The sequence below is a fragment of the Acinetobacter sp. ANC 5045 genome (assembly GCF_004331005.1).
GTDB classification, from domain to species: domain Bacteria; phylum Pseudomonadota; class Gammaproteobacteria; order Pseudomonadales; family Moraxellaceae; genus Acinetobacter; species Acinetobacter towneri.
The window spans coordinates 80,963-104,097 of sequence record NZ_SJNS01000011.1; the positions used below are offsets into that span (position 1 = coordinate 80,963).

A 23,135-nucleotide genomic window follows, 5' to 3' on the forward strand; every position below is an offset into this window, starting at 1 on the left:
CTTTCATAAAGCACAAAAAAGCGAGCATCTGCTCGCTTTTGAGTATTTATTATCACAAGAACCACATCTAAAATAATTTAGCTTTTACGTGACAATAAAAACTCTGAAATCTGCTGTAACTCTAAGACGGTATCAGTTTTAAAATATGCCAATGCAGCAAAGGCTTGATCGTGCAATTCTTGTGCATAAGCCTGTGCTTTTTCCAAGCCCATGAGTGCAGGATAGGTCGACTTTTCAACTTGTTCATCTTTCCCTGCAGTTTTACCTAGTACTTCAGTATCCGAAATAATATCTAAAATATCGTCTTGTACCTGAAAGGCTAAACCAATCGCCTGTGCATATTCACGCAATTGCGGAATCGCTTTATCTCGTCCATCAAACACGGTCACAGCTGCCATCATCACCGCTGCAGAAATTAACGCCCCTGTTTTATTACGGTGGATATTTTCCAAAGTCGCCTGATCCACCTGTTTACCTTCAGACTGCAAGTCTAAAACCTGACCACAGACCATTTTTGAAGAAGCGGTGGCTAAAATTTGCATCTGTTTGAGCACAATGCCTTGATCTACTGCAACAGCCTGATCAAACAAACGACTGCCTAAAATTTCAAATGCCATCGACTGTAAAATGTCGCCTGCCAACAATGCAGTATCTTCACCATACGCCGCATGGCAAGTTGGTTGCCCACGACGCAACAAGTCATTGTCCATACATGGCAAATCATCATGTGCCAATGAGTAGCAGTGAATTAGTTCAATCGCAACCGCAGCGCGGCGTACCGCAGCAAAGTTCTGATTCGGTCTTAACGCTGCGGTGGCATAACACAAGGCAGGTCGAACACGTTTTCCACCCAACATGACGGCATGATGCACGGCAGACTTTAACGGTTCTGGCAATGCAAAAGCCTCTAAAGCGGTAAGCAAGTCTTGCTGAATACGTTGTTGGGCTGCGGTTAATGCATGCGCCTGTAAATCGTGAAGTGATGACACATTCGCCTCGAGTGGTTGGTTCATGTCTAATAAGCAGTAAGCTGCCTGTGTTGCAGCATTGTACCTGTAATTCAAAGTTTTTTAAGCCTTAACTGAACTGATATAACATTTCAGCCATAAGAAAGCCCCTATCGAGATAGAGGCTGTATTTAGTTAACTAGAGTCTATTGACACTTCGTCTACCCTATCCTTCACTGCGCCTTGCACTGCAAACAAAACTTATTCTAATGTTTCCGCAGGTACACGCACCCAACCTTCCATTAATACACGTGCACTACGGCTCATCACAGCTTTTTTGACTTGCCATTGTCCATTTTCCTGCACGGCTTGCGCACCCACACGAAGCGTACCTGATGGATGTCCAAAACGTACAGCTTCACGCTCACCCCCGCCCGCAGCCAAGTTGACCAATGTTCCCGGAATGGCTGCAGCTGTACCAATCGCGACTGCTGCTGTACCCATCATGGCATGGTGTAATTTACCCATCGACAATGCACGTACCAATAAATCAGTATCTTCAGCCTGAATTTGTTTACCACTTGAAGATACATAACTTTTTGGCGCAGAAACAAAGGCAATTTTTGGCGTATGTTGGCGTTTTTCAGCTTCAGCAATTTCCTGAATCAAACCCATTTGTTTAGCACCATAAGCGCGAATGGTTTCAAAACGTGCCAAAGCTTGTGCATCACCATTGATTGCATCTTGCAGTTCTGTGCCTGTATAACCAATTTCTTCTGCATTTAGGAAAATTGTGGGAATACCCGCATTAATAAAGGTTGCTTGGAATGTTCCAATATCTGGCACATGCAAAGTATCCACCACATTTCCAGTGGGGAACATTGCCCCACCTTCTTCGCCATCATCGGCAGGGTCTAAGAATTCAATTTGTACTTCTGCGGCAGGAAAAGTCACGCCATCCAACTCAAAATCACCCGTTTCCTGCACCTGACCATGCGTCATTGGAACATGCGCAATAATGGTTTTTTCAATATTTTTCTGCCAAATACGTACAGTACAAATGCCATTTTCTGGAATTTTACTGGCATCGACCAAGCCATTGCTGATCGCAAATGCACCGACTGCAGCTGTTAAGTTACCGCAGTTGCCACTCCAATCGACAAATGGCTGATCAATCGAAACTTGCCCAAACAAATAATCGACATCGTGATCGGGTTGAGTGCTTTTGGCTAAAATTACGGTTTTACTGGTACTTGAGCTTGCACCGCCCATTCCATCAATTTGTTTGGCATAAGGGTCTGGACTGCCAATCACACGTAATAAAATTTGATCTCTAATTTTGCCTGGCTGCTGTGCCGCTGCAGGTAAATCATCAAGTTTAAAAAATACGCCTTTACTGGTACCGCCGCGCATATAAGTCGCTGGAATTTTAACTTGTGGTGCAAAACGCATGAATTTTATTCCCTTGTTTTTTGATTGTTATGGCCATATAAAAAGACCCTTTTGCATCATAACGGTTTTTATTCAAAAGGTATCGCGGTCTTGACTTAAGTATAAAAAAACAACATTTGGTAAATTTTACCCTAACCAGTCATCTTGATTTATAAGGCAAAAATAAAATTAATATATTGATTCACTTATCTTTTATACAAATAAAAACCATAAAATATTTTAATATTTATCATAAATTTATTTCATTATTGTCTAGCTACTAGGCTAATGAAATTTGATCTATTACAATCTTGTCACTTTTTCCTTGTCGGGCTGAATACTTTGAACAACGAGTCTTCACAACTTCAGCGTGGCTTAAAGAACCGCCATATTCAATTGATTGCCATGGGTGGAGCAATTGGTACAGGCTTATTCTTAGGTTCCGCGCAGGTCATCCAATCTGCTGGCCCTTCTATTATTTTGGGTTACGCCATTGGTGGTCTTATTGCATTTTTAATTATGCGCCAATTGGGGGAAATGATTGTTCATGAGCCCGTTGCAGGATCATTCAGTCACTTTGCCTATAAATATGCAGGTAAATTCCCTGGCTTTTTAGCAGGTTGGAACTACTGGATTTTGTATATTTTGGTGGCAATGGCAGAACTCACCGCAGTTGCCAAATATATTAACTACTGGTGGCCGCATATTCCTGCTTGGACTTCGGCACTGTTCTTTTTCATTGTGATTACCATTATTAACTTGGGCAATGTAAAGTTCTATGGTGAGTCAGAATTCTGGCTAGCAATCATTAAAGTCGCTGCTGTGGTTTCGATGATTGTGTTTGGTTTATATCTCTTACTTTCTGCAGATGCCAATTCAACCGCATCATTCAGCAACCTTTGGGCGCATGGGGGGTTCTTCCCGAATGGCTTTGAAGGTCTGTTCTTCATGCTTGCATTCCTCATGTTTGCCTTTGGCGGCATTGAGTTGATTGGTATGGCTGCCGCAGAAGCGCAAGATCCTGAAAAAACCATTCCTAAAGCCATTAACCAAGTGGTGTTCCGTATTCTAATTTTCTATATCGGTTCACTCACCATTCTATTGTCTTTAGTGCCTTGGAATCAGTTAGATTTAGGTGGTTTAGATAAAAGTCCATTCGTAATGATTTTTAGTCAAATGGGCATTGAATGGGCAGCGCACTTACTGAATTTCGTGATTTTGACTGCGGCACTTTCTGTGTATAACAGTGGGATGTATGCCAACAGCCGTATGCTGTTTGGTTTGGCCAAACAAGGTAACGCACCAAAAATTTTCCTAAAAGTGAATAAACAAGGTGTGCCAATTCCAGCAGTATTATTCTCTGCGGTATTAATTTTCGGCTGTGTATTGTTGAACTACTTTGTACCCGAAGAAGCTTTAAGCCACCTCATGTATATTGTTGTGGGTGCATTGGTTTTAAACTGGGCGATGATCAGTTTGACTCACCTTAAATTTACCAGCACACTGAAAAAATTAGCGATTCCAACTAAGTTCCCTGCGCTATGGTCACCATTTAGCAACTATTTGGTTTTAGCGTTTATTGCAGTGGTACTTTATATTATGTGGACACAAGGCTTTAAAGAATCAGTCATTATGATTCCTGTATGGGTGGTCTTGATGTACATTTTATTTAGAGTGCTTAATGCGAAAAAACCTTAATTTGCATAGTACGCATAGTACAGATTTCTAAAAATTAAAAAGTTATTGCTTCGGCAGTAACTTTTTGCTTTTAAGCCCCCCTTTTAATAGCCCATAAATAAAGTGCTGCACTTAAAATAATTTAAATTCCAACCTATTGTTTTCAGTTGATATTTCAACTTTTTGTAGCAAAAACTACATCATTTACATTCTAAATGATAAAAAGACTCTACATGAGAAGAGTTCTTAGTTATCATTTGAGCACAAAATTTGTCGTGTGAATAAACTATGAATGCGTACGCTGCTCAACCTGCCAATGTCTTGACGATCCAACAGCTCAGTAAAAAGTTTGGTTCGCGTTTTGCAGTGCAACAAGCAACATGGTCAGCGATGAGTGGACAAATTGTGTGTTTATTAGGTCATTCAGGCTGCGGCAAAACCACAATGCTACGTCTGATTGCAGGCTTGGAAACACCAAGCAGCGGCACAATCCAACTGGAACAAAATACCTTGTGGAGTGAACATGCACAGATTCCTGCAGAAGCTCGCCATATTGGTTTAGTCTTTCAAGATTACGCACTTTTTCCGCATTTAAGTGTGTTAGACAATGTTATCTTTGGCTTAAAGAAATTTCCCAAAGCGCAGCGGGAAACTATTGCCAAACAAGCTTTAGCGCATGTTTCCATGTTGCATCATCAAGACAGCTATCCATATACACTTTCAGGCGGCGAACAACAACGCGTTGCCTTAGCACGTGCCTTAGCACCAGAACCACAAGTCTTGTTAATGGATGAACCTTTTTCAAATTTGGATCATCGCCTGCGTGATCAAATTCGTCAAAACACCATTCAACTGCTCAAGCAAACTGAAACGACTACGGTTATCGTGACACATGACCCAGAAGAAGCACTGCAAATTGCCGATCAAATTATTTTGATGCACCAAGGGCAAATTATTCAAATTGGTTCACCGAAACAACTTTATTTACAGCCGAAAACGTTGTTTGCTGCACGATATTTTTCTTCGTTGAATGAAATTCCAACGCGCATCAAGCAGCAAGAAATTCATACCGTATTTGGCAAGATTGATTTACCAGAACATGCAAACACTCAAGATTCACTGGTCTGCTGCTTCCGCCCGCATCAATTGCGTGTCAGCCAAACACCAAGTGAAAATGCATTGCCAGCAAGCATTGTGTCATCAAGTTTTATGGGTCATGCGCAACAACTGCGTCTAAAACTACGCGATCACGATCTCACTCTTTTGGCACAAGTCAGCCATCTTCAAGATATTCAGCCCGCTGAACAAATCTATGTTTCTGTCGATTTAAACAGCTGTTATTTCTTGGCGTCTGATGAACAATCATCCACTACCTTATCTTCTACTCAAGCTGCTGTTCAGGTTTAAATTTTTAATTAGGAATACTGCATGAAACCACTGTCTAATTTATCATTGCTTGTTACAGGTTTACTTGCATTTGGTGCAAGTGTCGCACAAGCAGCGGAAGTCAATTTATACACCACACGTGAACCTGTGCTGATTCAAACCCTATTAACCGAATTTACCCAAAAAACTGGGGTAAAAGTGAATACGGTTTTTATTAAAGATGGTTTATTAGAACGTGTGAAAGCAGAAGGCCGTCGCTCGCCTGCCGATGTGATGCTGACTGTAGATTTTGGGAACTTGGTTGATTTGGTTGAAAGTGGTCTAACTCAGCGCGTGAGTTCTAAAACCTTAAATAGTGCAATTCCTGCCAATTTACGTGCTGCCAATGGTCATTGGTATGCTTTATCGATGCGTGCACGTGCAGTCTACGCCTCTAAAGACCGTACACCATTAAATGCGATTACTTATGAAGATTTAGCCAATCCAAAATGGAAAAATAAAATCTGTATTCGTTCGGGCAATCATCCATATAACACCGCTTTAATTGCAGCGTATATTGCCCATCATGGTGAAAAACAAGCCGAAACTTGGTTGCGTGCCGTGAAAGCCAATTTAGCTCGCCCAGCCAGCGGTGGTGACCGAGATGTGGCACGTGATATTTTAGGTAAAATTTGTGATATTGGCGTTGCCAACACCTATTATGTCGGCACAATGCGTACAGGTGATGCGGAACAAAAACGCTGGGGCAATGCCATTAATGTCGTGTTACCACGCTTTAAAAATGGTGGAACGCATGTAAACGTATCGGGTGCAGTGGTTTCTAAACATGCACCAAACCGTAAAGAAGCGGTACAGTTGCTCGAGTTTTTAGCTTCAGATCACGCACAAGCCATCTACGCACAAAACGGCTTTGAATACCCAGTCAAACCTGGGGTAAAAATTGACCCGATTATCGCTAGCTTCGGTAAACTCAACATCGACTCGATTCGTTTAAGCGATATTGCACGTCACCGTAAAGCCGCCAACTTATTGGTCGATAAAGTCCAGTTTAACCGCTAAATTTTTTGCTTTTGTCTTACAGTGCAGCGCTTTGCACTGTAAGATGCTCAGCTGTTCCCTCCCCCTTATTTAGTACCTCTATTGCAATGCTTAAAAATAAATTTAATTTTTTATTTTCGCTCAGTGGGTTATTGACGCTACTCGCCTGTTTACCTGTGCTCGCTTTAATTTGGACAGCATTACAAGGTGATAGCGAAATTTGGGGGCATCTGCTGCGTTATGTAATTCCACACACGTTGGCAGAAACAGGGATTTTATTGTTGGGTGTGGGGATTCTCACCATCCTGATTGGTACAGGCAGCGCATGGATTGTAACAGCGTATCAATTCCGAGGTCGTGCATTTTTAGATTGGGCCTTACTGCTGCCTTTAGCCGTACCAACTTATATTATTGCGTATAGTTATATCGACATTTTGCACCCCATTGGCCCTGTGCAAAGTATCCTGCGGGATGGGTTTAATTTAGAATTACAACAGTTTTGGTTTCCTAATATTCGTACCGTGTGGGGCGGCATCTTCTTGCTTAGCTTTGTGCTGTATCCGTATGTGTATTTAAGCACCCGTGCAATGTTTCTGATGCAATCGGCCAGTTTAATTGAGGTTGCACGTACATTAGGATTAAAACCCGATCAAGTGTTTTTACGTGTTGCAATTCCACTGGCACGTCCTGCAATTGCTGTGGGTACTAGTCTGGTTTTAATGGAAACCATTAATGATATTGGTGCAACAGAATTTTTAGGCATTAAAACCTTAACTTTGTCGATTTATTCAACCTGGACCAATCAGTCCGATTTAGCCAGTGCCGCACAAATTGCCATTTTCATGTTGATGATTATTACCTTATTGGTGTTAGTAGAGCGTTTAGGACGGCGTAAACAGCGTTATATGAACTCGGCTCAACGCAGCCGTTTAATGCCTGCACAATCGGTCAAAGGGCTTAAAGCACTTGTGTTACTAGGCTTGGGCTTAATTCCTGTTTGTATTGGCTTTTTAATTCCCACCAGTCATTTATTGGTCGAATCCTATAAACGCATTCAATATGCGGGCTTTTCAGATTTCCTATTACAAGCCTCAATCAACACACTAATCCTTGCCAGTCTTGCAACTGTGGTAACTATTTTGATTGGTTTCTTTATTGTCAGTGCGGCACGTTTTAGCAAACACCACTGGTTTAGCCGTATTGCCAGTTTAGGTTATGCCATTCCAGGAACTGTTTTAGCCATTGGTCTCATGTTGGCTTTGGGAAAAATTGATCATGCCATTGCAGATTTTTTAGAGTTTAAATTAGGGATACACACAGGTTTATTATTTCTCGGTACTAGTTTTACCCTTATTTATGCTTATGCTGTGCGTTTTTTAGCTATTTCGGTGGGCGGCATTGAGTCAGGCTATAACCGTATTCATGGTGTTTTTGATGATGCTGCACGCAATTTAGGGCAAAACAACTTTGCACTGTTGTGGCGTGTACACCTGCCATTATTACGCCCTGCTATTATTTCTGCAGCTTTATTAATTTTTGTAGATTGCATGAAAGAGCTACCTGCCACTTTGTTGCTCCGTCCTTTAAATATGGAAACACTCGCTACCCAGCTATATGCAGAAGCGTCTAGGGGCACTTATGAAGATGGCGCAGTAGCAGCTTTACTAATTGTATTGGTTGGGCTGATTCCTGTCATTCTTTTGGCAAAGCTTGGAAAAACCACACGTTAATGCACCCCATTTTGTTGCAAGATATGCCTTGCAACAAAATGAATTTTGATAAAAAGTATTTTTTTTAACCAATTAAAAACATTTAAACAATAGATTGATTTTTAAATTTTATTATTTAATTTCAATCACTAACAAGCTAAAAACCCACACCAATTAGAACAAATACTCTATTCAGCGTGTTTTTTATACTGATTAGTTTTTTCTAGAGCATTTACTCTTATTTTAATTGTGATATTTTTGTCACATGGAGTAACAAATGGTCTCGGTTTGCACAAGTCGAAATCATCCTAAATGAAAGCTTAAAGCATCAACAAAAACTGTCATAAAAGACTTTATAGCCCAAGGGAAATGTATAATGAAATTAAAAGCACTTAGCACAGCAATGATTTTAGCAACTGTACCAATGACAGGTGCTTTTGCTGCAGGTATGGATCGCTCTGGTCAATCCATCGCTGCGTTCTTACAACCGGGTAACTACTTTGAAGCAGGCATTTCTGTATTAGACCCAGATGTATCTGGTAAAACTACAGCTATGACCACTCTTGCGGGGCAGCAAATTCCATCACACGCAACAGGTGATATGGCAAGTGATTATTACTTCCCTCACGCTGCCTTAAAACTACAAGTAACCGATCAATTTTCTTTCGGTTTAATTTACGATCAACCATTCGGTGCAGAAGCTGAATATACCGCTCAATCAGCAGCATTTAATCCGACAGGAAGTGACGGTACTCGTGCGGAAGTAACAACTGAAAATCTAAGCTTCTTATTTGGTTTCCAACCAACTGAAAACTGGAATATTTATGCGGGTCCAGTTTATCAAACAGCTAAAGGTAATGCTGCATTACGTGGTGCAGCATATAGTCTATTACATGGTTACGATGTAACCATGAAAAAAGACAGCGAAATTGGTTGGTTAGCAGGTCTGGCTTTCCAAATTCCAGAAATTGCACTTAAAGCTTCTTTGACCTATCGCTCTGAAGTTAAGCATGAGTTAGCAACTACAGAAGCAACACCTCAAATTGGCCTTGGTCCAACGGTGCTTGCTCCAGCAATGCCTCTTACACCAACAGGAAATACCAAAGTAACAACTCCACAGTCTGTTAATTTAGATTTTCAAACAGGTATTATGGCAGATACCGTTGCTTTCGCAAATGTCCGTTGGGTAGATTGGTCTGACTTCAGTATTCGCCCACCTGCTTTTGGCGAAACTTTAGATGGTTTAGCAAAAGCATCAGCTTTACCACAAGTACCTGCTCCATTAAAACCTACGCTAGCAAGCTTAAAAGGTGGCAACCTTGTTGAATATAACGAAGAGCAATGGTCAGCTACTGTTGGTGTTGGTCGTAAACTGAACGACAAGTGGGCGGGCAATGTCTCTGTAGGTTGGGACTCTGGTGTCGACAATCCTGTAACGACTCTTGGTCCAACTGAAGGCTACTGGAATGTAGGTCTAGGTGTTCAATACTCACCAGCACCAAACTACTTTATTGCGGGTGGTGTTAAATACTTCTGGTTAGGTGATGCAACCGCTTTAACAGTTGCTAACCCGAATGTTGGTGAATTCACAGATAACCATGCGATTGGCTACGGTTTAAAAATGGGTTACCGCTTCTAATCTATTGCTTTTCAAAGGAGCCATCCTTCAGGGTGGCTTTTTTTTCAACTAAAACTCCCAGTTTTTATACAAGTGTTAACCAAATGTTCAAATTTAAAACAATCAAACTTATACTTACCCGAACATCCATCCAAAAAATTATTCAATAAAATTCAATGAATTAAAATTAATTAATAGTATATTTACTCTAATCAAGTACAATTTATAACTTATTCAGTTCATTTATTCTGCGAAGTCGAGCATTTACTCTTTTTTTAAATATGTTACTTTTCCTGCACTTTTTGTTACATAAAGCATCAGGGAACGACCATGAAGCTCAATAAAATCTATTCGGCTATTTTACTTAGCACTCTCCCACTTACACCTGCGCTTGCTGCTGGTTTAGACCGTTCTGGTCAATCTATTGCTGCATTTTTACAATCAGGCAATTATGCAGAAGCAGGTATTTCAGTTTTAGATCCAAAAGTTCAATCTAATCAATTGAAAGTAAAAGATATGGCAGAAGACTATTATTTCCCTTCTGCAGCAATTAAAGTACAAGCCACTGATAAAATCTCTCTCGGTCTTTTATATGACCAACCATTTGGTGCAGAATCTCTCTTCCCTTCGAACAATCCTGTTTTTGCCGTAAATGGTGAAGCAACTCAAGTAGAAGTTGAAACACACAATCTTACCGCTTTAATTGGTTACCAACCTACAGAAAACTGGAATTTCTACGCTGGACCAGTTTGGCAGACAGTAGAAGCAGATATTAATTTACGTGGTCAAGCGTATGGTAATACTGGTTACAACATTGAGGTTAAAAAGGAAGAAGCTTGGGGTTGGCTTGCTGGTTTTGCTTATCAAATTCCAGAAATTGCATTAAAGACTGCTGTTACCTATCGTTCTGAAATTAAGCACAATGCTAACTCAGTAGAAACATCGGATATAAAAATTCCTGCGGGTTACCTCCCCCACTTACCAAATGGAATTGAAGAAACACGCTTAGAAAAACTAAATGCAACAACACCACAATCTGTAAATATAGATTTTCAAACAGGTATTGCAGCGAATACTTTAGTTTTTGCCAATATTCGCTGGGTACATTGGGATCAATTTGCTGTTAAACCCTCACTATTAGGGGATTTATCCATTATCCAAAAACCTACAGCACAGCGCCAAAACCTCATCGACTATTCAGATGATCAATGGTCTGCAACCGTAGGCGTGGGTCGCAAGTTTAATAGTCATTGGTCTGGTTCTGCTTCTGTAGGTTATGACTCTGGTGCGGGTAACCCTGTCACCACTTTAGGTCCAACAGAAGGTTATTGGAGTGTTGGCTTAGGTGGTCAATATAGCCCAGCAGAAAACTATTTTATTCAAGCTGGCGTAAAATATTTTTGGTTGGGTGATGCCACTGCACGTACGGGTACAACAGACGTTGGTGAATTTGAAGACAACTATGCTTTGGGTTATGGTCTAAAATTCGGCTACCGCTTCTAAATCAATGCACTGTTAAAACCGCATAAATAACAAAGGGCATCAAATGATGCCCTTTGTTATACTCAGCTTCAGGTTAAGCTGGAATATCACGTACAGAAGCACCACGAATTGCTTCTTTTAATGCTTCATAACCATTAATTGCAGGAAATTGTGGGAATTCTGCAATCACATTTTCAGGTGCATCAAATAAGAAACCATGATCCGCTTCACCTAGCATCGTGGTGTCGTTATATGAATCACCTGCAGCAATTACACGGAAATTTAAACCGTGTAAGGCTTTAACAGCCTGACGTTTTTGATCAGGTTGACGCAATTTATAAGCGGTAATCATGCCATTTTCATCTGATTCTAACTTGTGGCAGAAAATTGTTGGCCAACCCAATTGCTTCATCAACGGATGTGCAAATTCATAGAACGTATCTGAAAGAATAATCAATTGGAAGTGTGTGCTCACCCACTCGACAAACTCTTTCGCGCCAGGGAATGGCCCCATATCCGCAATCACCGCTTGAATATCATTCAAACCCAAGCCATGCTGTTTTAGAATATTTAAACGCTGAGTCATCAACACATCGTAGTCTGGAATATCACGTGTAGTTGCTTCAAGTTCTTTAATGCCAGTTTTTTTAGCAAAGTTAATCCAAATTTCTGGAACTAACACACCTTCAAGATCAAGACATACGATTTCCATGGGTTCTCCCAAAATACCTGTAAAAATTTTTCCCTATCATAGCCGAAGATTTGGTATTTGCCTTGTTCTTTTTTAAATCTATTTCATTCATAAGCATTTATTTTTTAGTGATAAGACCTTTTTAGGAATTCCATTAAAATAATTCGCTCAAGAACAAAGATTAGCCCTCAAGCCGACTGCAGGAAGATTTATGCGCACCATTCCCACCATAGACATTGTTGATGCACTCGCGACTGAATATGCCGATAAATCACCGAGTGACATTTTAAAACTTGCCTTAAGTCAGCAAGGCGAAGTCGCGATTTCATTTTCAGGTGCGGAGGATGTAGTGCTGATTGATATGGCATCCAATTTAGGTGTGCCATTTCGTGTATTTAGTTTAGATACAGGACGTTTGCATCCTGAAACCTATCAATTTTTAGAAACTGTACGCAAATATTATAATATTGAGATCGAAATTTGCTTTCCTGAAACTGAAGCAGTGCAACAATTGGTTCAAGAAAAAGGCTTATTTAGCTTTTTTGAAGATGGGCATCAAGAATGTTGTGGGATTCGTAAAGTTCAACCTTTACGTAAAAAACTGGCAACACTAGATGGCTGGATTACAGGTCAACGTAAAGACCAAAGTCCAGGTACACGCCAAGATATTCCTGTCGTACAAGCAGATGCAGGATTTTCAGGCCCTAACAAGCAATTAATCAAATACAATCCACTGGCAAACTGGTCAAGTAGTGACGTGTGGAATTACATTCGCATGATGGAAATTCCATACAATCGTTTGCATGAAAAAGGTTTTATTTCAATTGGCTGTGAACCTTGCACCCGCCCTGTTCTTCCGAACCAACATGAACGCGAAGGGCGTTGGTGGTGGGAAGAAGCAACACACAAAGAATGCGGTCTACATGCTGGAAATTTAAAATAACACATCTATTACTACAATAAAAATCACAGTTTTACTGTGATTTTTATTGACTTGCGATGGCGCAAAAATCACTATATTTGTTTGATAAAAAAGATATACTGAATTAAATCTTATATAACTCTAAAAACCTTGTTCAGATAAGAACAAGCGTAGAAATTGCAGTGAGGCAATCCACAATATGCGTCCATTACACCCTATTGATTTTATTTTCCTATCACTCGAAAAACGTCAACAGCCCATGCATGTGGGTGGATTATTCTTATTCCAAATTCCAGAACATGCACCAGCCACTTTTATTCAAGACTTGGTTGCCGATATTCGCAATTCAAAGTCGATGCCTATTGCACCATTTAACAATAAGCTCAATGGTCTGTTTTGGGATGAAGATGAAGAGTTCGATCTCGATCATCACTTCCGTCATATTGCCTTGCCAAAGCCAGGCCGTATTCGTGAATTATTAACTTATATTTCACAAGAACACAGCTCGTTGATTGATCGCGCCAAACCACTCTGGACTTGCCATATTATTGAAGGTATTGAAGATAATCGTTTTGCGATGTTCTTTAAAATTCATCATGCCATGGTAGATGGTATTGCTGGCATGCGTTTGGTGGAAAAATCCCTTTCGCACGACGAAAATGCAAAAAGAATTGTACCACCTTGGTGTGTAGAAGGCCCACGTGCTAAACGCCTGAAAGAACCGAAAGTCAGCCGTTTAAAGAAAATTTTTGGTGGAGTTAAAGGTCAGTTTGAAGCAACCCCTCGCGCAGTTTATGAAGTATCACAAACTGTTGCCAAAGATATGGGACGTAACCCCGATTATGTTTCTAGCTTCCAAGCACCAAGCACCATCTTAAACCAACGTGTGAGCGCCTCACGTCGTTTTGCCGCTCAATCTTTTGAGTTTGCACGTTTGCACCGTATTGCTAAAGCTTTGGGTGTAACTATTAATGATGTGGTGCTGGCAATTTGCTCAGGCGCATTGCGTGAGTACTTACTCAGCCAATATGCATTACCTAAAAAACCTCTTATTGCAATGGTGCCTGCCTCTATTCGTGATGACGATTCTGAAGTATCCAATCGAATCACCATGATTTTAGCCAACTTAGGTACGCACAAAGAAGATCCGCTTGAGCGTTTAAAAATTGTGCGCCGCAGTGTACAAAATGCCAAGCAGCGTTTTAAGCGCATGAATGCCAATCAAATTATGAACTATAGTGCTTTTGTTTACGGCGCTGCTGGTTTAAATATTTTGTCAGGCATTATGCCAAAACGTCAGGCCTTTAACTTGGTTATTTCCAATGTACCTGGCCCACGTGAACCTTTGTATTGGAATGGTGCAAAGCTAGATGCACTATACCCTGCTTCAATCGTGTTAGATGGACAAGCTTTAAACATTACCATGACCAGCTATTTAGACAAATTAGAAGTTGGTTTAACTGCTTGTCGTCATGCCTTACCGAAAATGCAAAACTTATTGCAACACTTGGAAGATGAAATTCAGCGTTTTGAACAGATTATTGATGCGCCTGAAGGGGTCAATAAAATCGTGGATTGATACGTCAATCCATCAGAAAAATAATTCAATAGAATCAATTAAGGGGCAATTGCTGCCCCTTATTTTTGAATAGTACGACACTGTTTTAATAATTGCTGACAAACCGCGCTAACCATTGCGGTGGTAATTTGAGTTTCTTTACCTTGCTCATCCACAATATAACCGTTATGTGTCACTTTACGATCTAATACTTTTAAACTCTTTTGAATCACAACTTTACTCATACCCATGACATACCTCATTTGCTAAACCGAGGGAGATGTTCGGCTTTGGCTACTCTGTATGCTTAGTATTGAGAATTCACTCAAAAAAGTAAAATTTCAGATGTAACAACTGTTTAGCGATATCCTGTTACAATTTCAGCTCAAAATGATATCGTATTGCTCTTGCGTATATAAATTTTCCACCTGAAATTTAATCACACGGCTGACAAAGTGCTCTAAATCCGCCACTGCTGGCGCTTCGGCAGTTAACAATCGGTCAATCACCGATGGGTGCGCAACGACAGTAAAGCCACGTTGTGATTCAAATGCGCGTGCGTATCTTAAAATTTCTCGAAAAATTTCGTAACATACTGACTCTGCTGTTTTGACATATCCCCGTCCCTGACAAGTTGGACAGGCTTCACAAAGTAAATGTTCTAATGATTCACGGGTGCGTTTACGGGTCATCTCGACCAAGCCCAGTTCAGACACTTGGGTAATTTTGGTCTTGGCATGATCTCGTTCAAGCATACGCTCAAACTGACTCAAGACTTCATCACGATGCTGTACTTCTTGCATATCAATGAAGTCGATAATGATGATGCCACCCAAATTACGCAAACGTAACTGGCGGGCAATGACCTGTGTCGCTTCCATATTGGTTTTAAAAACAGTGTCTTCTAAAGTCCGACCACCGACATAAGAACCCGTATTCACATCAATGGTGGTCATGGCTTCGGTCTGATCAATCATCAGATAACCGCCTGACTTTAATGCCACACGGGTTTGCAACGCTTTTTGAATATCTTCTTCGACATTGTATAAATCGAACAGTGGGCGCTCGCCTGGGTAATGAATCAGGCGATTGTGCATATTGGGCACAAACTCATCCACAAATTCTTTTAATTTGGCGTGAATTTCACGAGAATCGACATAAATTTTGGCGGTGTTATCATTCGCCAAATCACGAATTACGCGTTGCGGTAACGGCAACTCTTCAAAAATCAAAGAAGGCACAGCAATGCTTTTTTGTTTACGCTGAATGTATTCCCACAATTTTGCCAAGTAACACATATCTTGCACTAAGGCCGCTTCATCGACGCCTTCGGCTGCTGTGCGTACAATCACTGAGCCTGGTAATTTATGCTCAGCCTGAATGGTTTCAATGATCCCGCGTAGACGCTCACGTTCTTCACTCGATTCAATGCGTTGTGATACGCCAATATGACTGCCATACGGCATTAGAACCAAATAACGCGAAGGAATGGAAAGATCAGTGCTCAGTCGTGCGCCTTTAGTACCGAGCATATCTTTCATCACTTGCACGGTTAGAATTTGCCCAGGCTGCAATAATTCAAAGACATTCGGTGTAGGTTGGCTGCGCGGCCAAATCATGTCATTGATATGCAAAAAAGCAGTACGCGATAAACCAATATCGACAAAAGCGGCTTGCATGCCTGGCAGCACGCGCACCACTTTGCCTTTATAAATATTGCCCACCAAACCACGCTTGGCTGTACGCTCAACGAATAGTTCATTGACCGTGCCGTTTTGAATTAACGCCACCCGACACTCCATCGGTGTGACGTTAATCAACAACTCGTCAGACATAATAAAACTCAAAACATTATAAAAATTTTTGTGCAGCAGTTAATTTAGTGCCTTAACTGTCTGTAATAACTGTACGGTTTCATAGAGTGGCAGGCCGACAACATTGCTATAACTGCCCTCAATACGCGGAATATAACGTGCTGCGATGCCCTGAATCGCATAAGCACCCGCTTTTCCAATCGGCTCACCTGTTGCCCAGTAGCTTTCCATATCATCTAGGCTAAGCGATTGAAATTCAACCTGTGTACGTACCACTATACTGGATTTTTTCTGTTTTGTACGCACACAAACCCCTGAAAAAACATCATGTTTTCGACCAGAAAGTTGTGACCAAATGGCAAAGGCATGTGCTTTGGATTCTGGCTTGCCCAAAATCTGCCCATCTACGCCTAGACTGGTATCGGCAGCAATCACAATAGCATCAGGAAATAGCCGTAAAACCGCATCGGCTTTGGCACATGCCAACCGCTCAACATACGCGGCAACATCTTCGCCCGCTAAAATAGATTCATCGATGTCTGGACTGTAAATTTCAAATTCCAGCCCAAGCTGTTGCAGGAGTTCCCGACGGCGCGGTGAACTTGAGGCAAGAATTAAATGCGCCATTTTCGCAAGAAATAATACAGCACAGGCCAGAGCAAAATACTACTCAGCAAAGGTTGCCAATGACGGGCAAATGGGAACTGAATCCCACCCATGACTTGCATCACCCAAATCAGGGCGAGGTGAGCCAAAATTGCGATTACACTAATGACCCATAAATTCGCAAACGTCATAATACGGCGCTCACGAGTCAGGAAACGCGCCACAAAAGTAATCACCACAAAACTCAAGGCATTCATGCCCAAAGGTGCATCGAGGAGCAAGTCTGCAAACAAGCCTGTACCAAAGGCAAACCAAATACCACACCAAGTTGGTTGCCCAAACACCCAAAACAAGGTCACCATCAACATAAACAATGGTCGCCAACCCGAGCCTGTATAAGACAGCGGATACACCATGAGTACAGATGCAGCAATTACAGAAAAAATAATCGGAAATAGTGGATCTTTATTCTTGTTTTGTCCGAGTCGGGTTTGTCCAATTTTAGCGATTGGCATTTGGCTGCTCCTTCGCTAAAGATTCTGAGAACAGCACCACCACATGATGACCACCCGCCAATTGTGCTGCAGGCATCACATCAATTTGTGCAAACTCACCAGAATTATGTCGGCTGATTTTGGCAATGCTTCCAACCAAATATCCTGCAGGGAAATGCTCGCCCAAGCCTGAGCTATAGACTTTCTCTCCAACCTGAATATTGGCACTGGTCGGTACATATTCCATTTTCAAACGCCCTAAATCGCCCGTACCCGACACAATGGCTCGCATGCCTGTATGTTCCAAACGCACTGAAAGCGAGTGTTCTTTGTCAGAAAGCAACATGACACGGCTACTGTGTGGATACACCGCAATGATCTGCCCCATAATGCCTTTATCATCCAAAACGGTTTGCCCAACTTTGAGCTGATTTTGTGAACCACGGTTAATCACAATAATATGACGCAAAGGATCGGCATCGGTACCAATCACTTCGGCAATTTCCATGCGTCCATCAATAATTAAAGGCGTATCGAGTAGACCGCGCAGGCGAGTATTTTCTGCAGAGAGTTCAGACAATTTTTGCAAACGGACTTGAGCCTGTAATAGCTCTGCCTGCATCGCGGTATTTTCACGACGCAATTGAGCTTCAGACTTACTTTGTTGACTTAGCCATTCTCGCGACAATACAGGATAGCTTGCAAAGGCATAAATTGGATTATATGCCGCATACAAAACATCACGTGCAGGTTGAATTACATGCGGGACACGCCAGTTAAAGAACAGGATGACCAAGCAAGTAATGACCGCAATTATAAAAGAGCGAAAAGATGGCGGTTGTCTGGAAAACAGATTTGTTTGCACCGCCGAATCCTATGTATTAGCCAACAAATAACATATCGTGGTTTGGATTATCAAAGAATTCCAAGACCTTGCCGCCACCGCGGGTAACGCAAGTTAATGGTTCTTCTGCAACTACCACAGGCAAGCCTGTTTCTTGTGCCAAAAGCTTGTCTAGGTTACGCAATAACGCACCTCCACCGGTGAGCACAATTCCACGCTCTGCAATATCGGAAGAAAGTTCTGGTGGAGTTTGTTCCAGTGCAGATTTTACTGCCGATACAATGCTTTGTAACGGATCAGAAATAGCTTGGGTAATTTCATCAGAAGTTACAGTAATGGCACGTGGCACACCTTCTGCCAAGTTACGACCACGTACTTCAATTTCCAGTGGTTTAGCACCTTCATCTGGCAATGCCATGCCAACTTCTTTCTTAATAGTTTCTGCTGTGGTTTCACCAATCACACAACCATGTGCCTTACGCACGTAGTTAATGATTTGCTCATCAAATACATCACCACCAATACGCAATGAATCTGAATAAACACAACCTTGTAATGAAATGATCGCGATTTCTGTCGTGCCACCGCCAACATCTACCACCATTGAACCACAGGCTTGCTCGACTGGCATACCTGCGCCAATTGCTGCTGCCATTGGCTCTTCAATTAAACGTACATCACGTGCGCCTGCGTTAAACACGGCTTCACGAATCGCACGGCGCTCTACCAAAGTAGATTTGCATGGTACACACACCACTACACGCGGTGCAGGTGGGAATAAACGTTTTTCATGCACTTTGCCAATAAATTGGTTCAGCATGGTTTCAGTCACTTCAAAATCAGCGATGACACCATCTTTCATTGGGCGAATTGCAGAAATGTTTGCAGGGGTACGACCCAACATTTGTTTGGCATCAAGACCGACTGCGGCAACAATTTTCTGTGAACCGCTGTGACGAATTGCCACAACTGTCGGTTCATTTAATATAATGCCTCGTCCTGGCGCATAAATAAGTGTATTTGCTGTACCTAAATCAATGGCTAGGTCTGGCGAAAACAAGCCAATTAGTCGTTTTAGAATCACGGAGTCGTTCTCGATTAAACTTTATGTGGACGCAAGTTGGCAACTTTAACTAAATGTGGTGCGTTGAACAAGTCAATCGCTTATTATAACGCACGATATTTTGAAATTTTTTATTAATACTGATTTTAGGTGATGTTATGTCTACCTCGGATGCTCAGCATTCTGCAGATTTAAATGCACAAACAGTTTCAGCAATTGCCCATCTTGCTCGTCTTAAACTCAATGATACGCAATCTGCTGAGTATGCTCAAAGTCTAAATAAAATTTTAGGCATGATGGAAAGCTTAAAAGGCATAAATACCGATGACGTTGAGCCTTTAAAAAGCCCATTTGACCACCCTCAACCATTACGTGAAGACGTCGTAACCGAACAGAATCATCGTGAGCAATATCAAGCTGTTGCCCCTGCAGTTCAGGATGGCTTGTACCTTGTTCCACGTGTGATTGAATAATTTATTCGGCTGTTACATTTTGACTTCATAAAAAGGTAAAAGAATTTTTCTCATGACAGATTTACATCGCTTATCGATTCGTGAAATCTCTGAGGGTTTAGCGGCAGCCAAATTCTCCTCTCGCGAACTAACAGAACATTATTTAAAACGTATTGCCAAAATTGATCCGCAAGTGCGCTCTTATGTCACCGTGACCAATGAAGTAGCACTGGCACAGGCGGATGCAGCCGATGCATTACGTCAGGCGGGTCAAGCGACAGCACTGACAGGTATTCCTGTTGCACATAAAGATATTTTTTGTACCCAAGGCATTAAAACCTCTGCGGGTTCAAAAATGCTGGACAATTTTATCTCGCCTTATGACGCAACTGTGGTGGCACAAGGTAAAAATGCAGGTTTGGTCACTTTGGGTAAAGTGAACATGGACGAATTCGCAATGGGTTCAACCTCTGAAAGTTCGTTCTATGGCGCGACCAAAAACCCATGGGCACTTGACCATGTACCGGGTGGTTCGTCAGGTGGTTCTGCTGCTGTCGTGGCGGCTGACCTTGCACCATTTGCTACAGGTACAGATACAGGTGGTTCAATCCGTCAGCCTGCGTCTTTCTGTGGTTTGACTGGTCTCAAACCAACTTACGGACGTGTTTCACGTTACGGCATCATCGCTTATGCATCATCTTTAGATCAGGCAGGCCCAATGGCACGCTCTGCAGAAGACTGCGCATATTTAATGAATGTAATGGCAGGTCATGACGCCAAAGACTCAACCTCTATGGATAAAGCGGTTGAAGATTATGTGGCGAACCTGAATGCAACAACGCTCAAAGGCTTACGCATTGGTATTCCGAAACAATACTTCAATGTGGCTGGTTTAGATGCTGCGGTGAAAGCACGTGTTGAAGAATCACTAAAAAAATTAGAAGAATTGGGCGCAGTATTGGTTGAGATTGATCTCAACATGACTGAAAGCTACGTGCCAACTTACTATCTGATTGCCCCTGCAGAAGCATCATCTAACCTTTCTCGTTACGATGGTGTGCGTTATGGCTACCGTGCAGAAAATCCTCAAGATATTTTAGACCTTTACAAACGCTCACGTTCTGAAGGTTTTGGTGCAGAAGTGCAACGTCGTATCTTGATTGGTACTTATGCCCTTTCTGCGGGTTATTACGATGCTTATTACGTGAAAGCGCAAAAAGTCCGTCGTTTAATTCAGCAAGACTTCTTAAAAGCCTTTGAACAGGTCGATGTGATTGCAGCACCAACTGCACCAACAACTGCCTACAAAATTGGCGCGTCTTTAGACCCAGTTGAAATGTATTTGGGTGATATTTACACCATCGCGGTGAACTTAGCGGGCTTACCTGCAATTAGTGCGCCTGTTGGTTTTGACCAAGATCACTTGCCTGTAGGTTTACAATTGATTGGCAATTACTGGTCTGAATCACAACTGCTATCTGTGGTACATCAGTATCAACAAGCGACCGATTGGCATACTCAACGCGCTGCAATTGCTGAGGAGAACGCATAATGGCGAAGAATACTGCTAAACCAAAATCAAACCTGATTGATGGTTGGGAAGTCGTGATTGGTATTGAGATTCATACTCAGCTTGCAACCAATTCTAAAATTTTCTCAGGTTCATCAACCGAATTTGGTCAAGACCCAAATACGCAAGCCAGCCTTGTTGATTTAGCTATGCCGGGCGTCTTGCCTGTGTTGAATAAAGAAGTGGTGGATTTGGCAATCCGTTTTGGCTTGGGTATTGATGCCTACATCGACCAAGCCTCTGTATTTGCACGTAAAAACTACTTCTACCCTGACTCGCCTAAAGGCTACCAGATCAGCCAGATGGATAACCCGATTGTAGGCTTGGGTCATATCGACATCCAACTTGAAGATGGCACAACCAAACGCATTGGCGTAACCCGTGCACACCTTGAGGAAGATGCAGGTAAATCGATTCACGACCAATTTGAAGGCATGTCAGGTATTGACTTAAACCGTGCAGGCACACCTTTATTGGAAATAGTATCTGAGCCAGATATGCGTTCGGTTGAAGAAGCGGTTGCTTACATTAAAGCGATTCACACACTGGTTCGTTGGTTAGGTATTTCTGACGGCAACATGGCTGAAGGTTCGTTCCGTGCGGACTGTAACGTGTCGTTACGTCGTCCGGGTCAACCCTTCGGTACACGTTGTGAACTTAAAAACCTGAACTCATTCCGCTTTATTGAACAAGCGATCAATGTTGAAATTGAACGTCAAATGGAAATCTTGGAATGGGATGGTACGATTGACCAAGAAACACGTTTGTTTGACCCTGTGAAGATGGAAACGCGTTCAATGCGTTCGAAGGAAGAAGCCAACGATTACCGTTACTTCCCTGATCCAGACTTGTTGCCTGTGATTATTCCTGACGCGCAAATTGAAGCCATTAAGGCGACTATGCCTGAGCTTCCTGCTGCACGTCGTGCACGTTTCGTGGCGGACTTTGGTGTGACTGAGTACGATGCTCACGTACTGACACTGACTCGTGAAATGTCAGAGTTTTACGAAGCTGTAGTTGCTGCGGCTGGTGGTGCGGCTCAAGGTAAAGTTTCTGCAAACTGGGTAATGGGTGAATTCTCAGGTGCTTTAAATAAAGCAGGCTTAGATTTGGCTGATTCTCCTGTATCTGCGGAAAAACTTGGCGGTATGATCGCGCGTATTGTGGACAACACGATTAACGGTAAGATCGCGAAGCAAGTATTCGGCTTTATGTGGGACGAAGGCAAATCTGCGGACGAGATTATTGCTGAGAAAGGCTTGAAACAGGAAACTGATACAGGCGCGATTGAAGCAATCATTAAAGAAGTTCTCGCTGCCAATGAGAAGATGGTTGAAGAGTATAAATCTGGTAAAGAGAAAGCCTTTAACGGTCTTGTTGGTCAAGTGATGAAAGCAGCTAAAGGTAAAGCTAACCCTGCGCAAGTGAATGAATTAATGAAGAAATTGATTGGTTGATCTGATATTTCTTTAAAAGAAAACCCGCGAAAGCGGGTTTTCTTTTTTAGCTAAAATGGCAGTTCATCATCATTATTTTTAATTATCTCCAATATTATGCTATGGAACTTCTTTACATAATTTATAGAGATTTTTTCCTTAAATTTAATAGAAAATATTTCCTTTTCTAAAGAATAATCCACACTAATAATTAAAGGAATTTCCTTTTTAATATAGCTAATGATTAAGCTGTCATTAAAAAGTAAACATGTATTCTTTTCCGAATTGGTTTGATACTCTCTCCACCCATTGCTCTATTTTATCAGCTGTCATGACTTGAAAATCTCGCCAATAATATTTCATCTGCTTCCATACCATCTCGATTCGATTTAACTCA

At 41.8% G+C, this 23,135-nt stretch carries 20 protein-coding genes and 1 pseudogene; 11 read left to right on the forward strand and 10 right to left on the reverse strand.

The window, feature by feature from the left end:
* Positions 1–77: 77 nt before the first annotated feature.
* Together E0H79_RS10055 and prpF are read right to left on the reverse strand one after the other, a co-directional pair.
* The gene (locus E0H79_RS10055) at positions 78–1,013 is read right to left on the reverse strand and encodes a polyprenyl synthetase family protein (RefSeq protein WP_180072413.1); all 936 of its coding nucleotides are present in this window, start codon (positions 1,011–1,013) and stop codon (positions 78–80) included.
* Positions 1,014–1,208: 195 nt separating this feature from the next.
* Positions 1,209–2,399, reverse strand: a complete 1,191-nt coding sequence (gene prpF, locus E0H79_RS10060; RefSeq protein ID WP_131261531.1) for a 2-methylaconitate cis-trans isomerase PrpF — start codon at positions 2,397–2,399, stop codon at positions 1,209–1,211.
* A gap of 321 nt (positions 2,400–2,720) precedes the next feature.
* Between prpF and E0H79_RS10065 the strand changes: the two genes are divergently transcribed.
* The 6 genes from E0H79_RS10065 (at position 2,721) to E0H79_RS10090 (ending at position 11,309) form a co-directional block, all read left to right on the forward strand.
* A complete protein-coding gene (locus tag E0H79_RS10065; RefSeq protein WP_171287414.1) occupies positions 2,721–4,076 on the forward strand; it encodes an amino acid permease in 1,356 nt (451 codons plus the stop codon).
* Positions 4,077–4,343: 267 nt separating this feature from the next.
* Entirely contained in the window at positions 4,344–5,462 is a 1,119-nt protein-coding gene (locus E0H79_RS10070; protein WP_131261532.1) for an ABC transporter ATP-binding protein, read from the forward strand.
* 21 nt (positions 5,463–5,483) lie between these two features.
* On the forward strand, positions 5,484–6,500 hold the full coding sequence (locus E0H79_RS10075) for an extracellular solute-binding protein (RefSeq protein WP_131261533.1): 1,017 nt from the start codon (positions 5,484–5,486) through the stop codon (positions 6,498–6,500).
* 86 nt (positions 6,501–6,586) lie between these two features.
* Positions 6,587–8,209, forward strand: coding sequence for an ABC transporter permease (locus E0H79_RS10080; RefSeq protein ID WP_131261534.1), 1,623 nt, complete (start codon positions 6,587–6,589; stop codon positions 8,207–8,209).
* A 355-nt stretch (positions 8,210–8,564) separates the two neighbouring features.
* Positions 8,565–9,827, forward strand: coding sequence for an OmpP1/FadL family transporter (locus tag E0H79_RS10085; protein ID WP_131261535.1), 1,263 nt, complete (start codon positions 8,565–8,567; stop codon positions 9,825–9,827).
* Between the two features lie 309 nt (positions 9,828–10,136).
* Complete coding sequence (locus E0H79_RS10090; RefSeq protein WP_131261536.1) at positions 10,137–11,309, forward strand: OmpP1/FadL family transporter; 1,173 nt, start codon at positions 10,137–10,139, stop codon at positions 11,307–11,309.
* 73 nt (positions 11,310–11,382) lie between these two features.
* Here E0H79_RS10090 and thrH read toward each other — a convergent pair whose 3' ends face one another.
* Entirely contained in the window at positions 11,383–12,000 is a 618-nt protein-coding gene (thrH, locus tag E0H79_RS10095) for a bifunctional phosphoserine phosphatase/homoserine phosphotransferase ThrH (protein WP_131261537.1), read from the reverse strand.
* A gap of 190 nt (positions 12,001–12,190) precedes the next feature.
* On the opposite strand from thrH, the gene E0H79_RS10100 reads away from it, so the two are divergent.
* Positions 12,191–12,922, forward strand: a complete 732-nt coding sequence (locus E0H79_RS10100) for a phosphoadenylyl-sulfate reductase (RefSeq protein ID WP_131261538.1) — start codon at positions 12,191–12,193, stop codon at positions 12,920–12,922.
* A 178-nt stretch (positions 12,923–13,100) separates the two neighbouring features.
* A complete protein-coding gene (locus E0H79_RS10105; RefSeq protein ID WP_096901778.1) occupies positions 13,101–14,480 on the forward strand; it encodes a WS/DGAT/MGAT family O-acyltransferase in 1,380 nt (459 codons plus the stop codon).
* 59 nt (positions 14,481–14,539) lie between these two features.
* Here E0H79_RS10105 and E0H79_RS15310 read toward each other — a convergent pair whose 3' ends face one another.
* The 6 genes from E0H79_RS15310 to E0H79_RS10130 all read right to left on the reverse strand — a co-directional run bounded on the left by E0H79_RS15310 (position 14,540) and on the right by E0H79_RS10130 (position 19,301).
* Positions 14,540–14,710: a PA1571 family protein gene (locus E0H79_RS15310; protein WP_004975418.1), complete on the reverse strand. Its 171-nt coding sequence runs from the start codon at positions 14,708–14,710 to the stop codon at positions 14,540–14,542.
* A gap of 129 nt (positions 14,711–14,839) precedes the next feature.
* Positions 14,840–16,294 (reverse strand): ribonuclease G, encoded by a 1,455-nt coding sequence (gene rng, locus E0H79_RS10110; protein WP_104852376.1) that lies wholly within the window; start codon positions 16,292–16,294, stop codon positions 14,840–14,842.
* Between the two features lie 39 nt (positions 16,295–16,333).
* Positions 16,334–16,900, reverse strand: coding sequence for a Maf-like protein (locus E0H79_RS10115; RefSeq protein ID WP_004975413.1), 567 nt, complete (start codon positions 16,898–16,900; stop codon positions 16,334–16,336).
* Positions 16,888–17,394 (reverse strand): rod shape-determining protein MreD, encoded by a 507-nt coding sequence (mreD, locus tag E0H79_RS10120; protein WP_131261539.1) that lies wholly within the window; start codon positions 17,392–17,394, stop codon positions 16,888–16,890. Before mreD ends, E0H79_RS10115 begins: the two co-directional genes overlap by 13 nt.
* Entirely contained in the window at positions 17,381–18,238 is an 858-nt protein-coding gene (mreC, locus tag E0H79_RS10125; RefSeq protein WP_131261540.1) for a rod shape-determining protein MreC, read from the reverse strand. Before mreC ends, mreD begins: the two co-directional genes overlap by 14 nt.
* Before the next feature lie 16 nt (positions 18,239–18,254).
* Positions 18,255–19,301 carry a rod shape-determining protein gene (locus E0H79_RS10130; RefSeq protein WP_004975408.1) on the reverse strand — a complete coding sequence of 349 codons (1,047 nt, stop codon included), beginning with the start codon at positions 19,299–19,301 and terminating at the stop codon, positions 18,255–18,257.
* A 137-nt stretch (positions 19,302–19,438) separates the two neighbouring features.
* On the opposite strand from E0H79_RS10130, the gene gatC reads away from it, so the two are divergent.
* Genes gatC through gatB form a run of 3 tightly spaced genes read left to right on the forward strand, consistent with a single transcriptional unit; the run spans position 19,439 to position 22,759 of the window.
* The gene (gatC, locus tag E0H79_RS10135; RefSeq protein ID WP_004975405.1) at positions 19,439–19,753 is read left to right on the forward strand and encodes an Asp-tRNA(Asn)/Glu-tRNA(Gln) amidotransferase subunit GatC; all 315 of its coding nucleotides are present in this window, start codon (positions 19,439–19,441) and stop codon (positions 19,751–19,753) included.
* Between the two features lie 52 nt (positions 19,754–19,805).
* The gene (gatA, locus tag E0H79_RS10140; protein ID WP_004975402.1) at positions 19,806–21,284 is read left to right on the forward strand and encodes an Asp-tRNA(Asn)/Glu-tRNA(Gln) amidotransferase subunit GatA; all 1,479 of its coding nucleotides are present in this window, start codon (positions 19,806–19,808) and stop codon (positions 21,282–21,284) included.
* Positions 21,284–22,759, forward strand: coding sequence for an Asp-tRNA(Asn)/Glu-tRNA(Gln) amidotransferase subunit GatB (gatB, locus tag E0H79_RS10145; protein WP_131261541.1), 1,476 nt, complete (start codon positions 21,284–21,286; stop codon positions 22,757–22,759). Before gatA ends, gatB begins: the two co-directional genes overlap by 1 nt.
* Positions 22,760–22,993: 234 nt before the next feature.
* Here gatB and E0H79_RS10150 read toward each other — a convergent pair.
* Positions 22,994–23,135: pseudogene (locus E0H79_RS10150) on the reverse strand (transposase); the annotation flags it as partial.